This is a genomic window from Polynucleobacter asymbioticus QLW-P1DMWA-1 (assembly GCF_000016345.1).
Taxonomy (GTDB): domain Bacteria; phylum Pseudomonadota; class Gammaproteobacteria; order Burkholderiales; family Burkholderiaceae; genus Polynucleobacter; species Polynucleobacter asymbioticus.
Genome location: NC_009379.1, coordinates 337,103 through 357,348 on the forward strand (window position 1 = coordinate 337,103; position 20,246 = coordinate 357,348).

The following is a 20,246-nucleotide window of genomic DNA, read 5'->3' on the forward strand; positions in this document are numbered from 1 at the left end:
AAAGGAAATATAAGCAAAATGAAGGCAATAATCTTATTTGGCCATGGTGCGCGAGATAGTCGTTGGCGCGAGCCATTCGATCGGCTTGCTAGTCTGTGGCAAGAGCAACATGCTAGTACCCCTGTAGAACTTGCTTTCTTGGAAATGATGCAACCTTCTTTAGAGGAAGCTGTTACTGCATTGGCAGCCAAGGGTGCCACTCAAATTACTATCGTGCCGGTATTTTTTGGCCAAGGCGGTCATTTACGCAATGACTTTCCGGTGCTGCTGCAGGCTTGCCAGGAAAAATTTCCGGCAGTTTCTTTAAGCGCGACGCTTGCCGTTGGTGAGGATTTAGGGGTTTTGCAAGCGATCATTGATTTTGGATCACAAAAAATATCCTGATTATTTAACCCTTGGGTTTATCAGGTATGTAATATAATCACATACCTGTGCTACTATAGCCTATGTCTAAAAAGCCTAGGCCAAAGCTTGAATCTCAATTAGAACGAGAAACCTTTAAGTTAAAGTCGAGCAATGGTGGTGGGCTATTAAGTTTTGAAGTTTGGGGCTATGTGCAAGACGGTAAGACGGTTGTTGCCCGATATAACTTGGCTTATATAAATAAGCTGATTTGTCAAAAAGATAATGGGCGTGTTTTGGGGTTTGATAATGCGCATGATTACCACCATAGGCACTACATGGGAAAAGTAGCCCCTGTCCAGTTTGTGAGTTACGAGAAGACGCTGGAGCAGTTCGAGCAAGACTGGCAAGAAATTATCAAAGGATTTAAAAAGGGTAAGAAATGACAAAAGTGATTATTCGTACCGATAAAGTTGAAGGCTTTTTCGATCGCGCACGGAAAGCTGCTCAAAAAGTAGACCGCAGTGAATCCTTTAAGAAGTCAGTTACCTTTTCCTTTGAAGACCCGGCGGAAATGTTCATGGTCCTCTCTGAGGCTCGTAGACGTTTGATGTTGGAGGTAATGAGTGAGCCCAAAACGATTACCCAGTTAACAGCTAAGCTACATCGGGATCGCTCTGCGATAACAAAGGATATTGGCCTATTAGAAAAAGTTGGTTTACTTGTTTCTCATAAAATAGCCAATCCAGGCCATGGTATCGAAAAATTGGTGCAGACTGTAGCCTCTAAAATCGAGATGATAGCTACACTTGGCTAATTATTAGAGCTTAGCCAGTTTTCTTTAGCAATACCTCGACATCCCTATTAGCGCTAAGTGCTTTTTTCTCTATAGCATCGATCTTCAAAGCTGCGCCAATCATGATGAGCGCAGGCGAAGTGCTATCAAACCAGCCATCTGCTTTACCTTCGGCTAACTCTTGCAGAGTGCTAGTCCACTGGCGCTCACGCGGTGTGCTCACCGCTTCCAGAATATGTACTGGCGTACCTTGACTCATATGTGAGTGTTGTGCAATCAATTGCTGTGCAATCTTGGCTGCATCTTTGCGACCCATGTAGTACACCAAGGTATCTGCAGTAGGGTTGGCAATAGGCTGGTCGGAGGTAAGATTTTCAGCGCCTTGAGCAAGGGTTATGAAGGCTACGCTTCTTGAAACACCACGCAAGGTCAATGATTGCTGAATGCTGGCTGCCCCAGCTAGCGCAGCAGTAATGCCTGGCACAACTTCCATCTCAATACCTGCAGCATTCAAAGCCTGAATTTCTTCATCGGCGCGACCGAACAGCATCGGATCACCACCTTTGAGTCGTACGACAGTCTGATATTTTTGTGCCGCATCTACTAGGCGTTTGTTAATAAATTCTTGAGCGGAAGAGAGTTTGCCGCAACGTTTGCCTACTGCAATCTGAATTGCTTGAGGGCATAGGGCGAGCATTTCTGGTTCGACTAAGGCATCGTGAAAAACAATATCGGCCTGCGCTAAGAGTTTTGCCCCGCGCACAGTGATGAGATCAGCCGCGCCTGGCCCAGCACCGACTAGGTAAACCTTACCTTGGGCTTGTGATGTGGGTTTGGAAGTTGACTGATTCATGTTCTGCTGAATATTAAATAGTTAAGCGCTCAAAGAGGCGCGCGTAGTTCTTAAGCCGCGCCAGCTGTTTTGAGTAGTGACACTAAATAAGTCGAATTGCTTTAAGGCCACATCAGTGTTTTGATCGGGGCGTAAGGCAAAGCTATCAAAGCCAACGCGAGCACCTTGCAAGAGTTGATCGATCAATACATCACCAATCGCACGGATCTCACCTTGCCATTGGAAGCGATCACGCAATAGGGCTGCAGTACTAAAGCTTCTACCATCCCTGAAAATAGGGAAGTGCGCTGCCACTACAGGCCATACTGTTTTACCCACTTCAATTAATTGCTCATGTTTGAGAATATCTTCATCAGCCGCAAACCAAACGCCAATCTTTCCTTCTTTGGCTTTAGCGGCAATATCACTTTCATTGTGGTGTTGCACCCACCAAGAAAATGGCACTAGAACTTTTGTAATGTTGGCTGGACCATGCTCTAAATCAGGTAATCCGCCTTCATCTTGGCTGCCACTCCAAATTAACCACACATTTGGAGCTAAGCTTGGTTTACTACCCTTAGGAAAGTGCAGCACTTGATCGTGCGCTGCAATCGTATTGCTGCTTGGTGTATTGGTTTGGCTCATGATGCATCCTCTCCAGAAACCTGGGCTGCTTTTTCTTTCTTCTTGGCGTTCTTATAGGCCGCCTCTTTAAATGGCGTCACCCCTAAACGGCGATACGCCTGAATAAATGACTCATCGTCCTTACGATCTTGCACGTAAGTATTGATGATGTTGGTAATCACATCTGGGATCTCGTCTGCATAGAAAGAAGGCCCAATCACCTTACCAATCGCTGCGTCATTGCCTTGCTCGCCACCCAAAGTGATTTGATACCACTCTTCACCATCTTTATCGACACCCAGCACGCCAATATTGCCTACGTGGTGATGACCGCAAGAATTAATGCAACCAGAAATATTCAAACTGATATCACCTAGATCAAACAGGTAATCGAGGTCATCAAAGCGTTCCTGAATGGCTTTAGCAATCGGTAATGATTTAGCATTTGCCAGTGAACAGAAGTCACCACCTGGGCAGGCAATGATGTCAGTCAGCAAACCAACGTTTGGCAATGCCACTTTTTGCTTTTTAGCCTCTTGCCATAATTCATAAAGCTTGGCTTGCTCAACATCAGCCAGCACCAAGTTTTGTTCATGGGTGGCACGCAGTTCACCAAAGCTATATTGATCAGATAGATCAGCAATCGCATACATCTGCGCCGTCGTAGCATCGCCAGGCGCTACTGAGCCATGTGGCTTGAGTGACAAAATCACACTCGCATACCCTGGTACTTGATGTGGTTTGACATTGCGCCCTAACCAGCGAGCAAAAGCAGCCTGATCTGCTTGACTTGCACCGGCAATCACTTGATCAGTTGTCAATGCAGGTAAATCTTTGTAAGCAGGCTTAGTAAAGTGTTTAGCAACACGATCCCATTCAGCCTGAGTAAAGTTGTCATCGCCTTCTTTGATGTGGAGCCATTCACCTTCCACTTGGCGGGCGAACTCTTCTGGACTTAAAGCTTTGACTAAGATCTTGATCCTAGCCTTATAGAGATTATCTCTGCGGCCAAAGCGGTTGTAAACGCGCAAGAGAGCAGTGAGATAGCTCGGCAGTAATTGCCATGGCAAACCTGTTTTTATGAGCGAACCCAAAATAGGCGTACGCCCCATGCCGCCACCAGCATAGATATCAGCTAGCAATTCACCTTGGGCATTTTTCTTCAATTCAATACCGACATCATGACAAAGCAAGATAGTGCGATCTTCTTTAGCGCCATTAATCGCAAATTTAAATTTACGTGGCAGGTGTGCAAACTCTGGGTGCAGAGTTGACCATTGGCGAAGTAATTCACAAATAGGGCGTGGATCTACATATTCATCTCCAGCAACACCAGCAAAGGCATCACTCGTAATATTGCGAATGCAGTTGCCAGAAGTTTGAATGGCATGCATTTCGACTGTAGCTAGCTCAGCCAAAATATCGGGAGTGTCTTCTAACGTGACCCAGTTGTATTGAATATTTTGACGAGTAGTGAAGTGACCATATCCGCGGTCATACTTTTCTGAAATCAGTGCCATCGTGCGCAACTGTTTCGAATTAAATAATCCGTATGGAATGGCAACGCGCAACATATAAGCATGGCGCTGGTGATACAAACCATTTTGTAAGCGCAGCGGGCGGAACTCTTCTTCAGCAAGAGTGCCATCAAGGCGCCGGGCTACTTGGTCTCGAAATTGGGCAACCCGTTGATCTACAAGGGTTTGGTCAATGTGGTCATATTTATACATAGCCCACGATTGTCATGGATTTTCAATATTCCTTCAAATACTCAAAAGTGGATTCTATATGTCCAAATTGATATATCAGCTTTGAGCCATTGTATTTCTATAGAAATTTAAATAGAATAATATTTCATTAGAAATAAACAACTCAATACAAAATCGCAAAAAATGACCGCCTCCACTCAATTTAAGCCTATTTCAAGCCCTGCTTCGGTTTTGGCGAAGGCGGTGACTCGTGCTGCAGATCGGCTTGAGATATCACATGCTTTATTGGCGCGGATTTTGGGTTTAAGTCCCACCTCTATTACTCGCCTATATCAAGGGGGGTATGTCTTAAGGGAAGGTAGCAAAGAATGGGATTTTTCGCTGCTTTTTATTCGCCTATATCGCTCCTTAGATTCAATTGTCAGTGATGACGCTGTAGCAAAACAATGGCTTCAAAGCGAGAACTTGGGTTTACATGCCCAACCCATTTCATTAATTCAGACTACGGAGGGATTAGTACGTGTCGTTCAATACTTGGACTCCTCACGCGGTATCGTCTAATGCCTTCTCCTCGTGTGCGGAGGTTTGGAGAATCGTTGAGGCCCAGCATATTGCGTCAACGATGAAGTTAGTTGACGACTTTGAAGAGCAGGAAATGTTGGAAGTCCTGCTTGAAAAAAATAAACCACCACTACCTATGGATGCGTTCGGGTTAGAGTATTTACTTGCTACGCCATTTCGATATAACCCTAAAAGAGGGGGCTCTCGCTTCCGCTCAGAAATTGATCCTGGCATATTTTATGGGGCGCAATCCATTCAAGCTGCAGGCGCAGAGTTGGGATATTGGCGTTGGAAGTTTCTTCAAGACGCAATTGAGTTAAATAACTTAAGTCCCGTAGCCCACACCGTTTTTTCTTGTAAGCCTACTTGCTTAGCAGTAGATCTTCGTCAAAACCCATTTTTAGGTCATCAGGAGGCTTGGTGTAATTCAACTGATTATTTAGCTACCCAAGAATTTGCACGCATTGCTCGCAAGGCAAACATGCAGGCGATTGTGTATCAATCCGCTCGCGATACTGATGACTCTTGGTGTGTAGCTATCTTAGATCCCACGGCATTGAAAGGAGTTAAGGTGCAGATTGATCCACATACTTGGTTTTTATCGGTTCACCAAGATGGCGTTCGCTTGAAAAGCCAGAATGCGTTTTATAACTATAGAGCCCTAATGTAAAAGTGGTTTTTTCCATTCTCTAAAATTAGTTCAGCCATTTAAAAAAATAACTGCACTAATTTTTATTTAATTTTTCCTAAGGAGTCTGTCATGACGTAACTAATGAAAAGGAGTTTGTTATGTCACGAACAATGAGACGTAAAAATGAACGGTATGAATACACCTGGGTATTAAAAGACTGGGATCTCTATATCAAATGTGGCATCAGAGTACGGCATGACTCTCGTTCAAGTGCTGGCCGGAAAGCAATTGCCATTTTTCACTCTGATAAGCAGGTCACAATGGGAACTTCAGCACCACGCTGGTATAGAAGGCTATACGATCGACGCCGCCGCACTAGAAATAATCGGGTGATGAAGCATTGGCTTGATGGAAAGGACTTTGACCCCTTATTTGAAGCGCGTCATAGGCATGGGGCTAACTGGTCTTGGTGGTAATTTCCGAAGACTGGTTAGAAGTAAAGACTAAATATATCAAATGCATTGAATATCTAAGACCCTTGCTATTTGGGCCTTAGATATTCTTTATTTAGTTCAATTTTTTTTGACAAATGGAACGTAACCAAGCATCAATCACATGATGCTCCAGCTCTTGCCTGTCGAACATATCTAAAATTTTTGTGTAAGCATCTCTAGAGTTAATGTTTAGCTGCATACCGTTTATGCGTAAAAATGTATCCATTGCTGCAAATGCAATTCTTTTGTTTCCGTCGATAAAAGGATGATTAACAGCGAGACTTTCAAATAAGGCTGAAGCTTGACCAATCAGATCCGGATAGTAGCCGCACTGAGGGCGATTTAAGGCCGCCTCAAGTGCATCTGTATTTCTAATACCGGGAGAACCACCAAATCTTTGAATCAAGACCTCATGCATCAAGATGAGATCTTCAAAAGAAAGATAAATCACTACTTGGCAAGTTCTTTGTATAGATCCTCAAACTCCTGCAAGCTTTGAGCAAAGTGAGACATCATTTGGCGGCGATTAATGGCAAATCCTTTTTTACTGAGGTAATCGCGAAAGGCTTCATCCAAAACAGCATGGAATTTCCGACCCTCTGCATCAGCAATTTGATGGAGGCCATTCAAAATCTCAGGACTGGCTTGAGAGGAAAATTTGCTTAAATTGAGTGTTTTCATAGCTTTCCTTCACTTTTTCAAGATTATTCTTGAAATTTCATGAAAAATCAAGAAACCTTAAAAACCCTGAAAAAATAGGTTTAAAGCTTAAATTCTCTATAGTGCCTATAAAGATTAGCAATGGCTGAGAAGCCCAACACTACCAGCAATACTGAAAAGAGATATTCAGTAGTGAGGTAATTAAACACTCCTAAATGGATCAAGATTGCAGCGGCAACAAAGGCTGCTACAGAGCCTGCAGCAACATACTTGAAGTTGGGAATAAATGCGCCCAAAGTGATGGCGACAAAAATCAAGTACAACTCAGAGGCTAATTGATCGGCAGTATTAAAAATAGTGTTGGTTAACTCAGGAGCGACAACTTTCCCGACTATGGCAATGATCAGGATGCAACCCAAAATAAGAAAATTGAGTTTTGCCTTATTCAGAATGCCCTTGAGTTGCTCATTCATCTTTTTAGCCGCCGTTGCCGTTAAAGACGAGGAAGATGCCTATCCATAAAAGAATGAAGGCAACCAAAATCGTGAAACCAATTTTCTTGATGAAATAGCCCAAAGTATCCATATAAGCTTCATCATTGCGACCAAACCATTGATCAAAGCGTTTCCAGACAAAACGTCCCACCACTAAAGGTAGGAGCATGGCAACAATGCCAAGAATGATGGTGAGGGTGGTATCCATATCAATACTTTCTTATGCCGGCTACTTCTAATCACCTTGAGTAATTAGTGGCTGGATCTCATTATTTATACAAGGCCAAAGAATACCCGTTTTTATAGATCATCCAACCTCCACCTAGGCATTGGGTGCCTCCAAAGCCCATTTTCGCTGGAAAGAGGGGTTTATTGATACAGTAGAGGCTTCTTTACCTATTCATGACTTGAAAGCGAACACATGACTGAACTCAACACGACGCAATTAAATGAAATCCGCAGCAAAGTATTAGGCGCAGCCGGCAAAGTTCCAGGCGCCCTTATTGGCCTAGGCATTCTATTCATCATTCTTGGCATGATCGGTATTTCTGGTCAAATCTTGTTCTCATTCATTTCTATTAATGTTTTGGGCATTTTTCTGTTTGCCGGTGGTGTATTGCAAGGTGTTCATGCATTTCAATCTAAGGGTTGGAAGAGCGTTAGCATTCAAATAGCTTTTGCTGTTTTGTATATTGTTGCTGGTCTCTACACATGGGCATTCCCATTGCCAGCGCTTGAAGCAATTACTTTATGGCTAGCTGCAATTTTCTTTATCACAGGTTTCTTGCGTTTAGTTTCTGCTTTCCAACATCGTCAGTTTGCTGAGTGGTTCTGGTTGGCATTGTCAGGCGCGATCTCCATCTTGATGGGCTTTCTCATCATGAACAGCTGGCCAGCTTCAAGCTTGTGGTTGCCTGGTTTGTTGATTGCAATCGAATTACTCTTGCAAGGCTGGTCTTTATTATTCCTTGGTTTTGCAGCACGCTCTATTACTAAGTAATAAGCCAAAAAATAGGATCTTCAGGCCACAAGCCTGAAGAGCACTTTTTATGTCAATGAAAAAAACAGATCTGTACAAAAATTTAGCTTTAGTCACCGCGCAGCGTATGAAGAATTCCGCGAAGACGCCTAAATTAACTGCAGCCGACAAAGCCAAATCCAAAAAAGAGCTAGCAAGTTCTAATCCCTTGCTAGCCTCTTTGATGGGCAAGACAAAGGCTAAGTAGTTTCTTTGCAGTCTAAAAATCACTTTCTCCTAGTCGACTTCTTAAAGACCTTCGCTGCTTTAACAATCATCCTTCACCATTTTTCTAGCTACGGTCAGATTGCGGAAGATGCTCGGCAAGTACTTCCGGGCATCATGACCTGGTTATTTGAGTATGGCCGTTATGCAGTGCAGATTTTCTTAGTCATGGGTGGCTATCTTGCTGCCCAATCACTTACGCGCACTGGTGGGCTCAAGACTTCGCGAGAATTACTCAAAGTAATTTTTAATCGCTATCTACGTCTCTTTGCTCCTTATGTCGTAGCGCTCCTTGTCACGATTCTTTGCGCTTGGGTAGCGCGCTTTTGGGTGCAAGATGAATTTGTTGGTGAATCTGAAACCATGGGTCAATTTTTAGCCCATTTATTTTTTCTGCAAGGCATCTTAGGCCTAGATTCAATATCGGCAGGCGTTTGGTATGTCGCAATTGATTGGCAACTGTATGCCATCTTGGCACTCATTTTGGGAATGTTTCCAGGCTATCGCTCGGTGATCTGGATGTTGGCGGTGCTTTGCGTGACTTCGTTGCTGTATTTCAATCGTCATGGCGATTACGAAAACTACTTCATCTACTTCATGGGCGCTTATGGCTTAGGTGTCCTAGCTCAGCTCTGTAAAAATTACCCTGATCCCATGATCAACCGTTTCGCTAGAGTTTTTATAGCGCTGATCGGTATCGCGATTGTTGTTTCGAGCTTTCATCAATTTTGGTTGCGCAATATCTTGGCATATGGTGTCGCCATCTTATTAATATTTTGGGGTGATTGGGCATACAAAGATCAATATAAAGATCATTCCAATAAACTAAAAAATCCGAGGACACATAAATTAGTCAACGCGATTTTGTGGGGTAGCAGAAGATCGTATTGCGCCTTCTTAATTCACTTCTCTTTTATTTTGCTTGTGAATAGCCTGTATATAGGCTGGGGCATGAGCAAGCGCCATGACGGTGTATTAGCAATTGCATTGATGTTGGTTGCGCTTGCAGGCAGCTGGATGGCTGCGAACTATCTTTACCGCTGGGTTGAAGTGCCTGCACGAAAAATCAAACTCTAAAACGAATTAAAAAACAGGGTGCTATAGCCCCATGTCTTTTAAGACGCGAAAGATTTCACGAAAAGCTTTAGGCGGCTTGTTTTGCTCTTTCTCTTTACGCGCATTACGAATGAGAGTGCGCATATTCTGAATATCCATATCTGGATATTGCTCAATCATCTTCGTAAAGGTTTCATCATTTGCGATGAGGCGATCGCGATAGCTTTCTAAGAAATGTAATTTCGCCGTTTCTGCTTTGCTTACCCCTTGAATAGCATCTAAGCGTTTTTGAATTGCTTCCAACTCTTCATCATCCAAAAAGCGCATCAGCTTACCGAGGTACTGCTTGTGGCGACGAATAGCCTCAAAACTCTTAATCTTGTTGGTTTCGGCAATCGCTGTTTTGATAGCCTCGTCCAAGGGGATGGTTTTGAGTGCGTCGCTACTTAAGGCGGCCAGAACTTCTGCCAACTTCTGGCGTTCGGTCATTTGGCGCTTTAACTCAGACTTGCTTGGGCCTTCATCTGCCTCGACAAGCTTGGGCGTACGATTTTTCTCATTAATATGCATACCGCCATTTTAGACGGGTATTGATGCTTTTCTGGTGAGATGCTCAATTTTGTAGTTTGGTAAATAATAGGATGATCGAAAGCTATTAATACCGTTTTATTCCCTGCAAAGACCATGACACAAGCAAATACATACGACTACATCATCATTGGAGCAGGCAGCGCTGGCTGTATGTTAGCTAAGCGCTTGACTGAGAATCCCCAGAAAAAGGTCTTGTTGATTGAGGCTGGCAAGAAAGATAACTACATCTGGATTCATATTCCTGTGGGTTATCTGTATTGCATTGATAACCCACGTGCAGACTGGCGCTTTAAGACGGTGGCCGAGCAAGGTCTTAATGGCCGTTCGCTTTTATATCCCCGTGGGCGCGTATTAGGTGGATGTTCTTCGATCAACGGCATGATCTATATGCGTGGTCAAGCCGCTGATTATGAAGCTTGGGTGCAAGCCACTGGTGATGAGTCTTGGTCTTGGGAAAATGCGCTCAAACGATATAAACAGTTCGAGGATTACCACGGCGCAGCGAATCAGTGGCACGGTAAAGGCGGTGAGTGGACAGTATCTAAACAGCGCTTACGCTGGCCCATTATGGATAAGTTTAAAGAGGCCGCGGTAGAAGCGGGCATTCCGGCGAGTGATGACTTTAATCGTGGCGATAACCTTGGCGTAGGGTATTTTGATGTGAGTCAACGTGCTGGTTGGAGATTGAATACTTCTAAAGCATTTTTGCGCGATGCAGCTAAGCGCGGTAACTTAACTGTGCTTACTCAAGCAGTGGTTTCTAAACTCAAGATCGATCCAGTAACTAAAAATTGTCTTGGAGTGGAATACGTTAAAGACAATGTTGCATCTGAAGCGCTCATCGGCTCTAACGGAGAGGTGTTATTAAGCGCGGGCGCGATTGGTAGCGTACAGATTTTGGAGCGCTCTGGTGTTGGCGCTGCCGCTCATTTAAATTCATTAGGTATTCCGGTGATTGCTGATTTACCGGGTGTGGGCGAGAACTTGCAGGACCATTTGCAATTGCGCATGGTCTATAAAGTCAATGGCATTAAGACATTGAATACCAAGGCCAACTCTTTATGGGGCAAGATGATGATTGGCTTGGAATACCTATTAAAACGCTCAGGTCCAATGTCGATGGCGCCATCACAGCTGGGTGCATTTGCCTTTAGTTCTCCTGAGCAAAAGAGTGCCAATGTGGAATATCACGTACAGCCTTTATCGCTAGAAAAGTTTGGTGAAGATTTGCATTCATTCAATGCATTCACTGCAAGCGTTTGCAATGTACGTCCTACATCCCGAGGTAGCGTGCATATTACCTCTACCGATCCTGAAGCTCCACCAGCGATTCACCCCAACTATTTATCTACTGAAGAAGATCGTCAGGTTGCTGCAGAATCGTTGCGCTTAACTCGTAATATTGTGAAAAGCCCAGCTCTTCAGCCATTTGACCCCGAGGAATATAAACCTGGCGTGCAATACCAAACAGATGCCGAGCTGATAAAAGCTGCAGGTGACATTGGTACTACGATTTTTCATCCTGTAGGCACTTGTAAGATGGGGCGTGCTGATGATCCGATGGCAGTCTTGGATTCCCAACTTCGCGTGCGTGGTATTCATCATCTGAGGGTAGTCGATGCATCGGCGATGCCCACGATTACCTCTGGAAATACAGCAGCTCCAACGATGATGATTGCAGAACGTGTCGCGGAGTTATTGGCGGGTGAGTAAACTTTCTGCCAAGAGCGAATCAGCCTATCAGTTGCCTATAAGCCACCTATTATTGGCTTTGGCGATCGTAGCGGTGTGGGGTACTAATTTTGTAGTGATCAAAATTTCACTAGCGAGTTTTCCACCATTTTTATTTGCAGCATTACGCTATGTTTTTGCTTTATTGCCTATGGTGTTTTTTGTACCAAGGCCAAAAGCTTCCTGGACTAGCCTTTGCGTCTATGGCGTAGCGGTAGGGGTAGGGCAGTTTGGTGTTTTGTACCTTGCTATTGATGGCAACATTTCTCCGGGCTTAGCTTCCTTAGTCATTCAGACGCAGGTATTTTTCACTATCGGCTTTGCCATGTTCTTCGCCAAAGAATGGCTAAAGCTCTATCAAGTCGTTGCGCTCGCAGTCGCCATCACCGGTTTAGGAATTATTGCAGTGCACACAGATGCCACTACGACGGCCTTGGGTTTGGCGATGGTTGTTTTTTGCGGCCTTTCTTGGGGGATCGCCAATACAACGAGTCGCCGAGCGGGCTCAATCAATATGTTTTCTTATGTAGTCTGGGCAAGTGCCTTTGCAATTCCCCCTTTATTCTTGCTAGCTTGGATCTTTGAGGGCGGCTGGGGATCGATGGCTGCAGCAATGTCATCAGCTCCCACCGGTGCTTGGATTGGTGTTCTCTGGCAATCCTGGGCCAATACGCTCTTTGGCTATGCAGCATGGGGGTGGTTGCTCTCTAAGCACCCTGCCGCAGTGGTGGCTCCAGCTCCTTTATTAGTACCCATTTTTGGAATGGGGGCATCTGCTTTTTTCTTAAGTGAGCCACTCCCCCTATGGAAGATTTTGGCTGCGGGGTTAGTAATCGCTGGCTTGATGGTCAATCTATTTTGGCCAAGTCTGAGAATTCGCCTTGCCCGCTATTTTTAAGTTTTGCCAGCCCCTTACGGAGCTAATGTAAAACCCTAATACAAACCCCTTTTTTTGCCTTTGCATTAACAGTAAGATAGTTACTCGTTATTTGTAGTGCCTATAAAAACATTTATTTAATAGCTTTTAGTCATGGAGACTTTATGAACATTCGTCGTCACATTTTTGCGGTAGCTGCAGCTACCTTGTTTGCAACTGGTGCATATGCCGCAGATATTAAGGTGGGCGTTACTGGCCCGTATACAGGTGGATCATCCTCTATGGGCGTGAGCATGCGTGATGGCGTCCGTTTGGCTGCTAAAGAAATTAATGCTGCTGGCGGTGTGAATGGCAACAAGATTGTTTTGGTAGAACGTGACGATGAAGCTAAAAATGAGCGTGGCGTTCAAATCGCACAAGAGTTAATTAATAATGAAAAAGTAGTAGCAACATTAGGTTTTATTAATACCGGCGTTTCATTGGCATCACAGCGTTTTTATCAAGACGCCAAGATTCCTGTGTTTAATAACGTGGCTACAGGTTCTTTAATTACTCATCAGTTCCCAAATGCTGCTGAAAACTATATTTTCCGTAACGCTGCTGCTGACAATATTCAAGCACCGATGATTGCAAAAGAAGCCGTTGAAAAGCGTGGCTTAAAGAAAGTGGCCATCTTGGCTGACTCTACTAACTACGGTCAGTTGGGTCGTGAAGATTTGGAAAAAGCCCTGAAGACATATGGCGTTACTCCAGTTGCTGAAGAAAAGTTCAACTTGGGTGATGTGGATATGACCTCACAGTTGCTTAAAGCAAAAAATGCTGGCGCTGATGTTGTTTTGACATACGCAATCGGACCAGAGTTGGCGCAAATTGCTAACGGTATGGCAAAGTTGGGCTGGAAGAAACCTATGATTGGTAGCTGGACATTGTCAATGGCTAGCTTTATTGATACTGCTGGTAAGAATGGTGACGGTGCAACAATGCCCGAGACTTTTATTCAAAGCCCAGCAACTACTCCAAAACGTAAAGCGTTCGTTGATGCTTACCTTAAAGAGTTCAAGCCTAAGAATGGCGTGATTGCTTCTCCTGTTTCTGCTGCGCAAGGTTACGACTCTGTATACCTCTTGGCAGCTGCAATTAAGCAAGCAAACAGCACAGAAGGACCAAAGATTTTGGCTGCGCTTCAAGGTCTGAATGCTCCAGTTGATGGCGTTGTAATGACTTACAACAAGCCATTCTCTGCAACTGATCACGAAGCGATTAAAGCAAAAGACGTGGTGATGGGTGTAGTTGAGGGTGGACGTGTTCAGTTCTTGAATGCGGAAGACGCAACTCCTAAGAAGAAGTAATTCAAAGGTTATCGACAGGCGGGATTGATTATTTATTCCGCACTGCAGCATTTGTAAAAGCAAAGCGCCGCCCAAAAAGCGGCGCTTTGCTTACAATGTCGAATTCGTTAATAAAACAGTTTTAAGTATCTTTTAGGCCAATAAAAATGGACATGCTTGCACAAATCCTATCGAGCGGTATTGCGGTAGGGATGATCTATGCGGTTATCGCATTCGGTTTTCAGCTCACATTTGCCACCTCTGGCACATTGAACTTCGGTCAGGGTGAGGCGTTGATGTTGGGAGCCCTCGTGGGCTTGACTTGCGTTGATACCTTCGGAATGAACTATTGGGCAATGATTCCCATTGTTTGTATTTTCGGAATGATTCAAGGTAGCTTTGTAGAGTTGATTGGTGTTCGTCCTGCAATCAAAATTAAATCTGAGTTTGGTTGGATTATGTCCACCATTGCACTCGGTATTATTTTCAAAAACGTTGCTGAAAATATTTGGGGTCGTGACGCTTTGCCATTCCCATCGCCGTTGCCGATGGAACCAATGAGTTTCTTGGGCGCGAATATATTGCCGATGGAAATTTTGGTAGTAGTTGGCGCATTGGTCATGATGTTGTTAGTAGAGTTCTTTAATCGCAAGACCATTTACGGCAAAGCGGTTGTTGCTACTTCTAACGATCGCGATGCTGCAGGCTTGATGGGTATCAATACCAGCTTGGTAATTACCTTCTCATACGCCTTGTCATCATTGACTGCAGCCTTTGCTGGCGTATTGATTGCTCCATTGACCTTAACTGGTGCAACGATGGGTGGCGCTTTAGGTTTGAAAGCTTTTGCAGTGGCAATTATTGGCGGTTTGTCTAGCGGCCTGGGCATTATTGTGGGCGGATTAATTTTGGGAATTATTGAAACGGCAACTGGTTTCTATTTCTCCACTGGTTACAAAGACGTTCCAGGTTTGATCTTGTTATTGCTCGTATTGGCATACAAGCCGTCTGGTCTCTTCGGCAAATCTGCAATTAAGAAAGTTTAATGATGAAATTGAAGTCGCATATCCCTCTATTAATTGCAATAGTCGGTCTATTTTGTTTGCCGCTATTTATTCACAACCCGTATTACATTCACCTTGCTGAAACCATTCTGATCTATACGATCTTGTTGTTTGGTTTGGATATTGTGGTGGGTTATGTCGGTCAAGTATCTCTAGGCCATGCTGCCTTGTTTGGTATTGGCTCATACACCGCAGGTATTATGTTCTTCCATTTAGGTCTGCCTATCTGGGCTACGATCCCAGCTTCTGTGATCGTTACTGCTTGCTTTGGTGGTCTATTGGCTTTACCGGCCCTGAAAGTAGTCGGTCCATACTTAGCGATGGTGACCTTGGCTTTTGGAACGATTGCCCAGATCTTGATCAACGAAATGACTTGGTTAACTGAAGGCCCATTGGGTATTAAGTTAACTCGTCCAGAGCTTATGGGCGTGCCGATGACTAAGGCTGAGTATTTCTGGTTGGTCTCCATTGTGACTATCCTTGCCTTAATCGTCATTGACCGTTTCGTTAAATCCCAAATGGGTCGTGCATTTGAAGCTTTGCGTGATAGCCCAGTAGCTTGCGACTGTATGGGTGTTTCTGTGTATCGCTTCAAAGTGATCGCTTTTGTGATCAGTGCTGGCTTTGCTGGTTTGGCAGGTTGCTTGTATGCCTACTCAGAGCAATACATCTCCCCAAATACCTATAACAATGAGTTAGCAGTTCTGTTCTTGTTGGGCATCATTATGGGCGGACGTAAGTCACGCTTAGGTGCGGTGATTGGTGCAGCGATTATTGTGTTGTTGCCGAAGTTGCTAGACGATATCAATGCTTTCCGTATTGTTGCTTCTATCATTGCTATCGTAGTTACTGCTGGCGCCATTTTGGCCCTCTCTAAGAAAGTCACTACTCCAAAGCGCGTGGCTATTCCATTGGCTGGCGTGATCGGTTTAGCCGTATTCTCATTCTGGCTCGATAGTATTTCTGACTGGCGCTTGAGTATTTTCGGCTTCATGATCCTGTTGGTGGTGTATTACTTGCAAAACGGTATCGTTGGCTTTGCAAAGAGCTTCTATCACTCGATCGTTGGCAAGACTAAAACCGTTCGTGGCGGCGATGCTGAACTAGTGGATGACTCCATTAGCTTTATTAGCGCAGTCGGCAATCAAAATTCTGGTGCTGAGCTCTTGAAGGTAGATTCAGTATTGATGCAGTTCGGCGGCTTAAAAGCGCTGAACAATGTTGATCTGAGCATCAAGCGCGGCACCATTCACGGCTTGATTGGTCCTAACGGCTCTGGTAAGAGCACGATGATGAACGTGTTGACGGGTATCTACGTTCCGACGGCTGGTAATGTTTTGTATGCTGGTCAGAGCGTCGTTGGCAAGACCTCTTCAGACATTGCTTTGTCAGGTATTGCACGCACCTTCCAAAACGTTCAGCTCTTTGGTGAAATGACAGCCATCCAAAATATTTTGGTTGGCTTACATCACACTTTTAAGTCCAATATCGTAGAAATTGCTCTCCATTTACCGCGCTACAAAAAAGAAGAGGCTGAGGCGCATGCTCGTGCAATGGCTCTCTTGAAGTTTGTTGGCTTGGATGATTTAGCAAACGAAGAAGCACGTAACTTGCCATATGGTAAACAACGCTTACTCGAGATTGCTCGCGCCTTGGCGTTGGATCCAGAATTACTCCTCTTGGATGAGCCAGCAGCAGGTTTGACGGCACCGGACATCAAAGAACTCTTACGCATTATTCGTAAGATTCGCGATAACGGCATTACCTTTATCTTGATTGAACATCATATGGATGTGGTGATGTCAGTGTGTGACACAGTCTCTGTATTGGACTTCGGTCAGAAGATTGCAGAAGGTAAGCCAGCTGAAGTTCAGACTAACGAGAAGGTGATTCATGCCTACTTGGGTACTTAATCACTAGAACTATATTGAATCGGTAAATACCATGTTATCTATTAAGAATCTTGAAGCAGGCTACGGCAAAGTTAAAGTCCTGCATGGCATCAGCATCGATGTACCCAAGGGCCAAGTCATTACCTTGATTGGCTCAAACGGTGCTGGTAAAACCACTACTATGCGTGCCATTACCGGCATGATTAAGCCTACTGGGGGTGAAGTGACTCTCAGCGGTGAAAAAATTAACGGTTATGACTCACATAAGATTGCTCGCTTAGGTTTGGCACACAGTCCTGAAGGTCGTCGTGTTTTCACAACCATGTCTGTTACTGACAACTTGTTATTAGGTGCTTTCCCGCGTTTTACTGGTAGCCGCCCAAAAGGCGATATCAAGCATGATTTGGAAAAAGCACTTGAAATGTTCCCGCGCTTGAAAGAGCGTCAGTATCAGTTAGCTGGTACTTTGTCAGGTGGTGAACAGCAGATGTTGGCGATGGCTCGTGCTGTGATGTTGAATCCAGAAATCATTCTCTTGGATGAGCCTTCAATGGGTCTTGCACCGATCCTGGTGGAAGAGGTCTTTAAGATCATTTCTAATCTCAAGTCTCAAGGCGTCACCATGTTGTTGGTTGAGCAGTTTGCTGCCGCAGCCTTAAACGTAGCTGACTACGGTTATGTTCTTGAGAACGGTAAGATTGCTACGCATGGCCCTGCAAGCAAACTGAAGGATGATCCCGCTGTAAAAGCAGCTTACTTAGGTGGTGCTAGCAGTCACTAAGTAGATCTGACTGACTCATGAAAAAAGCCCTTATCTTTAAGGGCTTTTTCTTTTGGATCTTAGGGGCAATGTCATCCATTAGAGAGTAATTTAATGGCCTCCCGAACAAGCAGGGCGCGATAGACCATATAGATAGCTACTAGCGTAAATCCAAACAAGAAGATCTTGGGAATGATTGCTCCATCCAGCGCTAATTGACTATTGAGTAAGCCGATGGCGACCGCAGCAAAGAAGATGGCGCCCAGAATAAGAATGATCCAGTTTTCATGATGACTGACTTGCTGAGTTTGGTTGTTATAGGCCAATACTTGAAGGGCATCATTTTTCATATAGCCTGACACAATAATCTGATCACCATCTGCAATGGTCATCGGCTTTGAGAATGAAGCTGATATCGCTTTGTTGCCCAAATTGAATGTAGAAACAAAAAAACGTTTGTAATACACCGAGGAATGATCGTGGGTCGGCTTTTCAGAATTGACATATTCAAGTAGCTCATTATTTAGATTACTTACTGTGCCTGAAACGGTGCTAACTGATGTCGATAAAAAGCCGTTTGGTTTATTCGTAGACATCAATATGACTCCTAAAAGACTAAATAAAAGAATATAGATGATTGATAGAGTAGGTCTTTTCACAAGGCGTTCCCGCCTTTAATGATCAGGCTGATTGCTACGCAAAACGCCATGATGGCAAAAACTTGCTGAAGCCTAGGTCCGCTGATTTTTCCGCCGATCACTCTGCCAATAAGCAACCCACCTAAAGCCCCCAGAGCAAATGGCGCGGCTACGAAGATGTGGAGGGAGCCGGATACCGCTGAAAATACGGCACCTCCGCCAGACACAATGGCAAGCACGCCTAAGGAAGTGGCCACAATAGATTGTGCTGAGAGATCGGTGTATCGCCTTAGGGCTGGCACCAATACAAATCCACCGCCCACGCCCAATAGTCCCGATAAAAATCCAGCAGTCGCCCCAGAAAGCATCAAGGCTTTTGCACAGGGAAGATTCCAATCGAGCTTTCCGATGGAGGTGTTTAGAAGACAGGGTGCTGGTTTACTTTCTTTCTCAGGTACGCCTAATATTTTTCTGTGCGCCTGTAGATAAAGACGGATGGAAACGTAAAACAGAATGCCGCTAAAAAGAATCAATAGAGGGGCATTAGGTATGCGTTGCGCCAACCACAGACCAAGGGGTGATAGTAATAGGCCAAAGATGGCCATGAACCCGGCAGCTTTATAACGAAGAATTTTATTTTTAAACCCGAGTAGTGCGCCCACCCCAGCAGCAAGTGCAATAGCTAAAAGCGAAATTGGTGCAGCCTCAGCAACAGTGAGATGAAGTGCAAAAACCAGCAGGGGGACGGATAGTATTCCGCCTCCAGCGCCGGTTAAACCCATCAGAAGTCCTACAAGCACTCCTAGTGATGGGCTGATGATCGTTGAGTAATCCATTGCATTCCATTTTATAGGGGGAATGCAATGGATTGAACACTGTGATGGCTCCTTAATTCAAAGGAAAGCCTACCTTGAGAATGTACTCATTAACGGTATGACTATCCCATACGCGGGCATCTGAACATTCTGCTTCGCCACCACCCATGCAGTTGCCACCAGCCAGCTGATAGCGCCACGCACCGGTTACCCACCAATCTTTAGCTGCATAGTGCAAATTGGGGCCCACAAAGGTGGCGCGTTGAACTTGGTTGCGCAAATTGAGTTCAGAATAATCGTTATGAAAACGAGCCTCTACACCAGCAGACCATTTAGGCGCAAAACGATAGCTACCGCCCACTAGGATATCCAGCATCGATTCCGGCACATTGCCATTTTCAATAAACTTGAGGCGTTCGTTCGCCACTACTATGTTGCTTGCAAGAACCAAGCGATCATCAATAAAGTTCGATTGCAGCAACAGTCTGGCCTCAATCTCATCTTTGTTCTTGCCCCAGCTAGGCTCTAGATAAAGACCTACACCGACAGGCGATGTAACCGGGTTGGTGATGCGATAGATTGCCTCCAAAGAAACCCCTTCAACACCGCTTTGCTTATAGGGGCTTGATGGATCATGCGAAGAGGGCACGCCATAGCCACCGGTGCAGCTAGGCGAGTCTTCACAGGCTTCTGCATTGGTGTAATTCTGATTGGCACTCGTGTAATAAGAATTGATATAACCGGCTATCTGAAGATCATTAGTGAGGCCATACTCAAGTTCAGAGCGCGCTGTCCATGATTCGAACTTTCCAGCAGCTTGTTGTTGGTTGAGTTGTAGTCGCTGTTCAAACTCGAGAGTGCCTTTGGGTTGAAGGTCTAAGGTGTAAATCCAACCAAAGACACCTTCACCCGCATGAGCGAATGAGAAATGCAATGTGGCGGCAAGAAAAAAGCTAAAAGCAATGAGTCTTTGAATAGTCAGTTTCATAAGATTGAGTAGAGTGGTTGAGAAAGTTAAATGAGAACGGTTCTCAATATAACAAACCAAATAAGAATGATTCTCAAATACTGAAAGACCATTTTTTAATAAATGGTGGGCACTATAGGG

At 44.6% G+C, this 20,246-nt stretch carries 26 protein-coding genes; 15 read left to right on the top strand and 11 right to left on the bottom strand.

Annotation, left to right across the window (positions count from 1 at the left end; genetic code table 11):
• Positions 1 to 18: 18 nt before the first annotated feature.
• From PNUC_RS01780 to PNUC_RS01790, 3 genes are all read left to right on the top strand, one after another.
• Complete coding sequence (locus PNUC_RS01780) at positions 19 to 384, top strand: sirohydrochlorin chelatase (RefSeq protein ID WP_011902185.1); 366 nt, start codon at positions 19 to 21, stop codon at positions 382 to 384.
• Between the two features lie 62 nt (positions 385 to 446).
• Entirely contained in the window at positions 447 to 788 is a 342-nt protein-coding gene (locus tag PNUC_RS01785) for a toxin-antitoxin system TumE family protein (protein ID WP_011902186.1), read from the top strand.
• Entirely contained in the window at positions 785 to 1,159 is a 375-nt protein-coding gene (locus PNUC_RS01790; protein WP_011902187.1) for an HVO_A0114 family putative DNA-binding protein, read from the top strand. The genes PNUC_RS01785 and PNUC_RS01790 overlap by 4 nt, the downstream gene beginning before the upstream one ends.
• A 10-nt stretch (positions 1,160 to 1,169) precedes the next feature.
• Here PNUC_RS01790 and cobA read toward each other — a convergent pair whose 3' ends face one another.
• The 3 genes from cobA to PNUC_RS01805 are packed head-to-tail and all read right to left on the bottom strand — an operon-like array spanning position 1,170 to position 4,324.
• Positions 1,170 to 1,991 (bottom strand): uroporphyrinogen-III C-methyltransferase, encoded by an 822-nt coding sequence (gene cobA, locus PNUC_RS01795; protein ID WP_011902188.1) that lies wholly within the window; start codon positions 1,989 to 1,991, stop codon positions 1,170 to 1,172.
• Positions 1,992 to 2,012: 21 nt separating this feature from the next.
• Positions 2,013 to 2,615 carry a DUF934 domain-containing protein gene (locus PNUC_RS01800; protein WP_011902189.1) on the bottom strand — a complete coding sequence of 201 codons (603 nt, stop codon included), beginning with the start codon at positions 2,613 to 2,615 and terminating at the stop codon, positions 2,013 to 2,015.
• Complete coding sequence (locus tag PNUC_RS01805; protein WP_011902190.1) at positions 2,612 to 4,324, bottom strand: nitrite/sulfite reductase; 1,713 nt, start codon at positions 4,322 to 4,324, stop codon at positions 2,612 to 2,614. Before PNUC_RS01805 ends, PNUC_RS01800 begins: the two co-directional genes overlap by 4 nt.
• A 162-nt stretch (positions 4,325 to 4,486) precedes the next feature.
• Here PNUC_RS01805 and PNUC_RS01810 point away from each other — a divergent pair, with 162 nt between their 5' ends.
• The 3 genes from PNUC_RS01810 to PNUC_RS10945 all read left to right on the top strand — a co-directional run bounded on the left by PNUC_RS01810 (position 4,487) and on the right by PNUC_RS10945 (position 5,971).
• A complete protein-coding gene (locus PNUC_RS01810; protein ID WP_011902191.1) occupies positions 4,487 to 4,864 on the top strand; it encodes an antitoxin Xre/MbcA/ParS toxin-binding domain-containing protein in 378 nt (125 codons plus the stop codon).
• On the top strand, positions 4,824 to 5,534 hold the full coding sequence (locus PNUC_RS01815; protein WP_052293995.1) for an RES family NAD+ phosphorylase: 711 nt from the start codon (positions 4,824 to 4,826) through the stop codon (positions 5,532 to 5,534). The genes PNUC_RS01810 and PNUC_RS01815 overlap by 41 nt, the downstream gene beginning before the upstream one ends.
• A 119-nt stretch (positions 5,535 to 5,653) precedes the next feature.
• The gene (locus tag PNUC_RS10945; RefSeq protein ID WP_143070019.1) at positions 5,654 to 5,971 is read left to right on the top strand and encodes a hypothetical protein; all 318 of its coding nucleotides are present in this window, start codon (positions 5,654 to 5,656) and stop codon (positions 5,969 to 5,971) included.
• Positions 5,972 to 6,062: 91 nt separating this feature from the next.
• Here the strand turns inward: PNUC_RS10945 and PNUC_RS01820 are convergent, their stop codons facing one another.
• From PNUC_RS01820 to PNUC_RS01835, 4 genes are all read right to left on the bottom strand, one after another.
• A complete protein-coding gene (locus PNUC_RS01820; RefSeq protein WP_080512728.1) occupies positions 6,063 to 6,440 on the bottom strand; it encodes a type II toxin-antitoxin system death-on-curing family toxin in 378 nt (125 codons plus the stop codon).
• Complete coding sequence (locus PNUC_RS01825; protein ID WP_048812048.1) at positions 6,440 to 6,670, bottom strand: hypothetical protein; 231 nt, start codon at positions 6,668 to 6,670, stop codon at positions 6,440 to 6,442. The genes PNUC_RS01820 and PNUC_RS01825 overlap by 1 nt, the downstream gene beginning before the upstream one ends.
• A gap of 80 nt (positions 6,671 to 6,750) precedes the next feature.
• On the bottom strand, positions 6,751 to 7,122 hold the full coding sequence (locus PNUC_RS01830; RefSeq protein WP_011902194.1) for a hypothetical protein: 372 nt from the start codon (positions 7,120 to 7,122) through the stop codon (positions 6,751 to 6,753).
• 4 nt (positions 7,123 to 7,126) lie between these two features.
• Entirely contained in the window at positions 7,127 to 7,351 is a 225-nt protein-coding gene (locus PNUC_RS01835) for a hypothetical protein (protein ID WP_048812049.1), read from the bottom strand.
• 213 nt (positions 7,352 to 7,564) lie between these two features.
• On the opposite strand from PNUC_RS01835, the gene PNUC_RS01840 reads away from it, so the two are divergent.
• From PNUC_RS01840 to PNUC_RS01845, 3 genes are read left to right on the top strand one after another with little or no spacing between them, the layout of a single operon-like run.
• A complete protein-coding gene (locus tag PNUC_RS01840; RefSeq protein ID WP_011902195.1) occupies positions 7,565 to 8,143 on the top strand; it encodes an HdeD family acid-resistance protein in 579 nt (192 codons plus the stop codon).
• 49 nt (positions 8,144 to 8,192) lie between these two features.
• Positions 8,193 to 8,369 carry a hypothetical protein gene (locus PNUC_RS10985; protein WP_161485569.1) on the top strand — a complete coding sequence of 59 codons (177 nt, stop codon included), beginning with the start codon at positions 8,193 to 8,195 and terminating at the stop codon, positions 8,367 to 8,369.
• 5 nt (positions 8,370 to 8,374) lie between these two features.
• Positions 8,375 to 9,463 carry an acyltransferase family protein gene (locus tag PNUC_RS01845; protein WP_011902196.1) on the top strand — a complete coding sequence of 363 codons (1,089 nt, stop codon included), beginning with the start codon at positions 8,375 to 8,377 and terminating at the stop codon, positions 9,461 to 9,463.
• 21 nt (positions 9,464 to 9,484) lie between these two features.
• On the opposite strand, the gene yjgA is transcribed toward PNUC_RS01845, so the two are convergent.
• Positions 9,485 to 10,012 carry a ribosome biogenesis factor YjgA gene (gene yjgA, locus PNUC_RS01850; RefSeq protein ID WP_011902197.1) on the bottom strand — a complete coding sequence of 176 codons (528 nt, stop codon included), beginning with the start codon at positions 10,010 to 10,012 and terminating at the stop codon, positions 9,485 to 9,487.
• A 114-nt stretch (positions 10,013 to 10,126) separates the two neighbouring features.
• Between yjgA and PNUC_RS01855 the strand changes: the two genes are divergently transcribed.
• From PNUC_RS01855 to PNUC_RS01880, 6 genes are all read left to right on the top strand, one after another.
• The gene (locus PNUC_RS01855; protein ID WP_011902198.1) at positions 10,127 to 11,746 is read left to right on the top strand and encodes a GMC family oxidoreductase; all 1,620 of its coding nucleotides are present in this window, start codon (positions 10,127 to 10,129) and stop codon (positions 11,744 to 11,746) included.
• A gap of 31 nt (positions 11,747 to 11,777) precedes the next feature.
• Entirely contained in the window at positions 11,778 to 12,662 is an 885-nt protein-coding gene (locus PNUC_RS01860; RefSeq protein WP_143070044.1) for an EamA family transporter, read from the top strand.
• 143 nt (positions 12,663 to 12,805) lie between these two features.
• Positions 12,806 to 13,990, top strand: a complete 1,185-nt coding sequence (locus PNUC_RS01865) for an ABC transporter substrate-binding protein (RefSeq protein ID WP_011902200.1) — start codon at positions 12,806 to 12,808, stop codon at positions 13,988 to 13,990.
• Between the two features lie 146 nt (positions 13,991 to 14,136).
• Complete coding sequence (locus PNUC_RS01870; protein WP_011902201.1) at positions 14,137 to 15,015, top strand: branched-chain amino acid ABC transporter permease; 879 nt, start codon at positions 14,137 to 14,139, stop codon at positions 15,013 to 15,015.
• 2 nt (positions 15,016 to 15,017) lie between these two features.
• Positions 15,018 to 16,946: a branched-chain amino acid ABC transporter ATP-binding protein/permease gene (locus PNUC_RS01875; RefSeq protein ID WP_048812205.1), complete on the top strand. Its 1,929-nt coding sequence runs from the start codon at positions 15,018 to 15,020 to the stop codon at positions 16,944 to 16,946.
• Positions 16,947 to 16,977: 31 nt separating this feature from the next.
• The gene (locus PNUC_RS01880) at positions 16,978 to 17,706 is read left to right on the top strand and encodes an ABC transporter ATP-binding protein (protein ID WP_011902203.1); all 729 of its coding nucleotides are present in this window, start codon (positions 16,978 to 16,980) and stop codon (positions 17,704 to 17,706) included.
• A gap of 71 nt (positions 17,707 to 17,777) precedes the next feature.
• On the opposite strand, the gene PNUC_RS01885 is transcribed toward PNUC_RS01880, so the two are convergent.
• From PNUC_RS01885 to PNUC_RS01895, 3 genes are read right to left on the bottom strand one after another with little or no spacing between them, the layout of a single operon-like run.
• Positions 17,778 to 18,281, bottom strand: coding sequence for a hypothetical protein (locus PNUC_RS01885; RefSeq protein WP_011902204.1), 504 nt, complete (start codon positions 18,279 to 18,281; stop codon positions 17,778 to 17,780).
• Positions 18,282 to 18,340: 59 nt separating this feature from the next.
• The gene (locus PNUC_RS01890) at positions 18,341 to 19,159 is read right to left on the bottom strand and encodes a sulfite exporter TauE/SafE family protein (RefSeq protein ID WP_048812050.1); all 819 of its coding nucleotides are present in this window, start codon (positions 19,157 to 19,159) and stop codon (positions 18,341 to 18,343) included.
• A 52-nt stretch (positions 19,160 to 19,211) separates the two neighbouring features.
• Entirely contained in the window at positions 19,212 to 20,126 is a 915-nt protein-coding gene (locus tag PNUC_RS01895) for a DUF6662 family protein (protein ID WP_011902206.1), read from the bottom strand.
• Positions 20,127 to 20,246: the final 120 nt, after the last annotated feature.

Coding starts and splice junctions, on each gene's coding strand:
- PNUC_RS01800 (WP_011902189.1), bottom strand. CDS start 2,615: ATGAGCCAAACCAATACACCAAGCAGCAATACGATTGCAGCGCACGAT.
- PNUC_RS01855 (WP_011902198.1), top strand. CDS start 10,127: ATGACACAAGCAAATACATACGACTACATCATCATTGGAGCAGGCAGC.
- PNUC_RS01865 (WP_011902200.1), top strand. CDS start 12,806: ATGAACATTCGTCGTCACATTTTTGCGGTAGCTGCAGCTACCTTGTTT.
- yjgA (WP_011902197.1), bottom strand. CDS start 10,012: ATGCATATTAATGAGAAAAATCGTACGCCCAAGCTTGTCGAGGCAGAT.
- PNUC_RS01790 (WP_011902187.1), top strand. CDS start 785: ATGACAAAAGTGATTATTCGTACCGATAAAGTTGAAGGCTTTTTCGAT.
- PNUC_RS01880 (WP_011902203.1), top strand. CDS start 16,978: ATGTTATCTATTAAGAATCTTGAAGCAGGCTACGGCAAAGTTAAAGTC.
- cobA (WP_011902188.1), bottom strand. CDS start 1,991: ATGAATCAGTCAACTTCCAAACCCACATCACAAGCCCAAGGTAAGGTT.
- PNUC_RS10985 (WP_161485569.1), top strand. CDS start 8,193: ATGTCAATGAAAAAAACAGATCTGTACAAAAATTTAGCTTTAGTCACC.
- PNUC_RS01785 (WP_011902186.1), top strand. CDS start 447: ATGTCTAAAAAGCCTAGGCCAAAGCTTGAATCTCAATTAGAACGAGAA.
- PNUC_RS01835 (WP_048812049.1), bottom strand. CDS start 7,351: ATGGATACCACCCTCACCATCATTCTTGGCATTGTTGCCATGCTCCTA.
- PNUC_RS01890 (WP_048812050.1), bottom strand. CDS start 19,159: ATGGATTACTCAACGATCATCAGCCCATCACTAGGAGTGCTTGTAGGA.
- PNUC_RS01895 (WP_011902206.1), bottom strand. CDS start 20,126: ATGAAACTGACTATTCAAAGACTCATTGCTTTTAGCTTTTTTCTTGCC.
- PNUC_RS01830 (WP_011902194.1), bottom strand. CDS start 7,122: ATGAATGAGCAACTCAAGGGCATTCTGAATAAGGCAAAACTCAATTTT.
- PNUC_RS01780 (WP_011902185.1), top strand. CDS start 19: ATGAAGGCAATAATCTTATTTGGCCATGGTGCGCGAGATAGTCGTTGG.
- PNUC_RS01840 (WP_011902195.1), top strand. CDS start 7,565: ATGACTGAACTCAACACGACGCAATTAAATGAAATCCGCAGCAAAGTA.
- PNUC_RS01825 (WP_048812048.1), bottom strand. CDS start 6,670: ATGAAAACACTCAATTTAAGCAAATTTTCCTCTCAAGCCAGTCCTGAG.
- PNUC_RS10945 (WP_143070019.1), top strand. CDS start 5,654: ATGTCACGAACAATGAGACGTAAAAATGAACGGTATGAATACACCTGG.
- PNUC_RS01875 (WP_048812205.1), top strand. CDS start 15,018: ATGAAATTGAAGTCGCATATCCCTCTATTAATTGCAATAGTCGGTCTA.
- PNUC_RS01810 (WP_011902191.1), top strand. CDS start 4,487: ATGACCGCCTCCACTCAATTTAAGCCTATTTCAAGCCCTGCTTCGGTT.
- PNUC_RS01870 (WP_011902201.1), top strand. CDS start 14,137: ATGGACATGCTTGCACAAATCCTATCGAGCGGTATTGCGGTAGGGATG.
- PNUC_RS01885 (WP_011902204.1), bottom strand. CDS start 18,281: ATGTCTACGAATAAACCAAACGGCTTTTTATCGACATCAGTTAGCACC.
- PNUC_RS01805 (WP_011902190.1), bottom strand. CDS start 4,324: ATGTATAAATATGACCACATTGACCAAACCCTTGTAGATCAACGGGTT.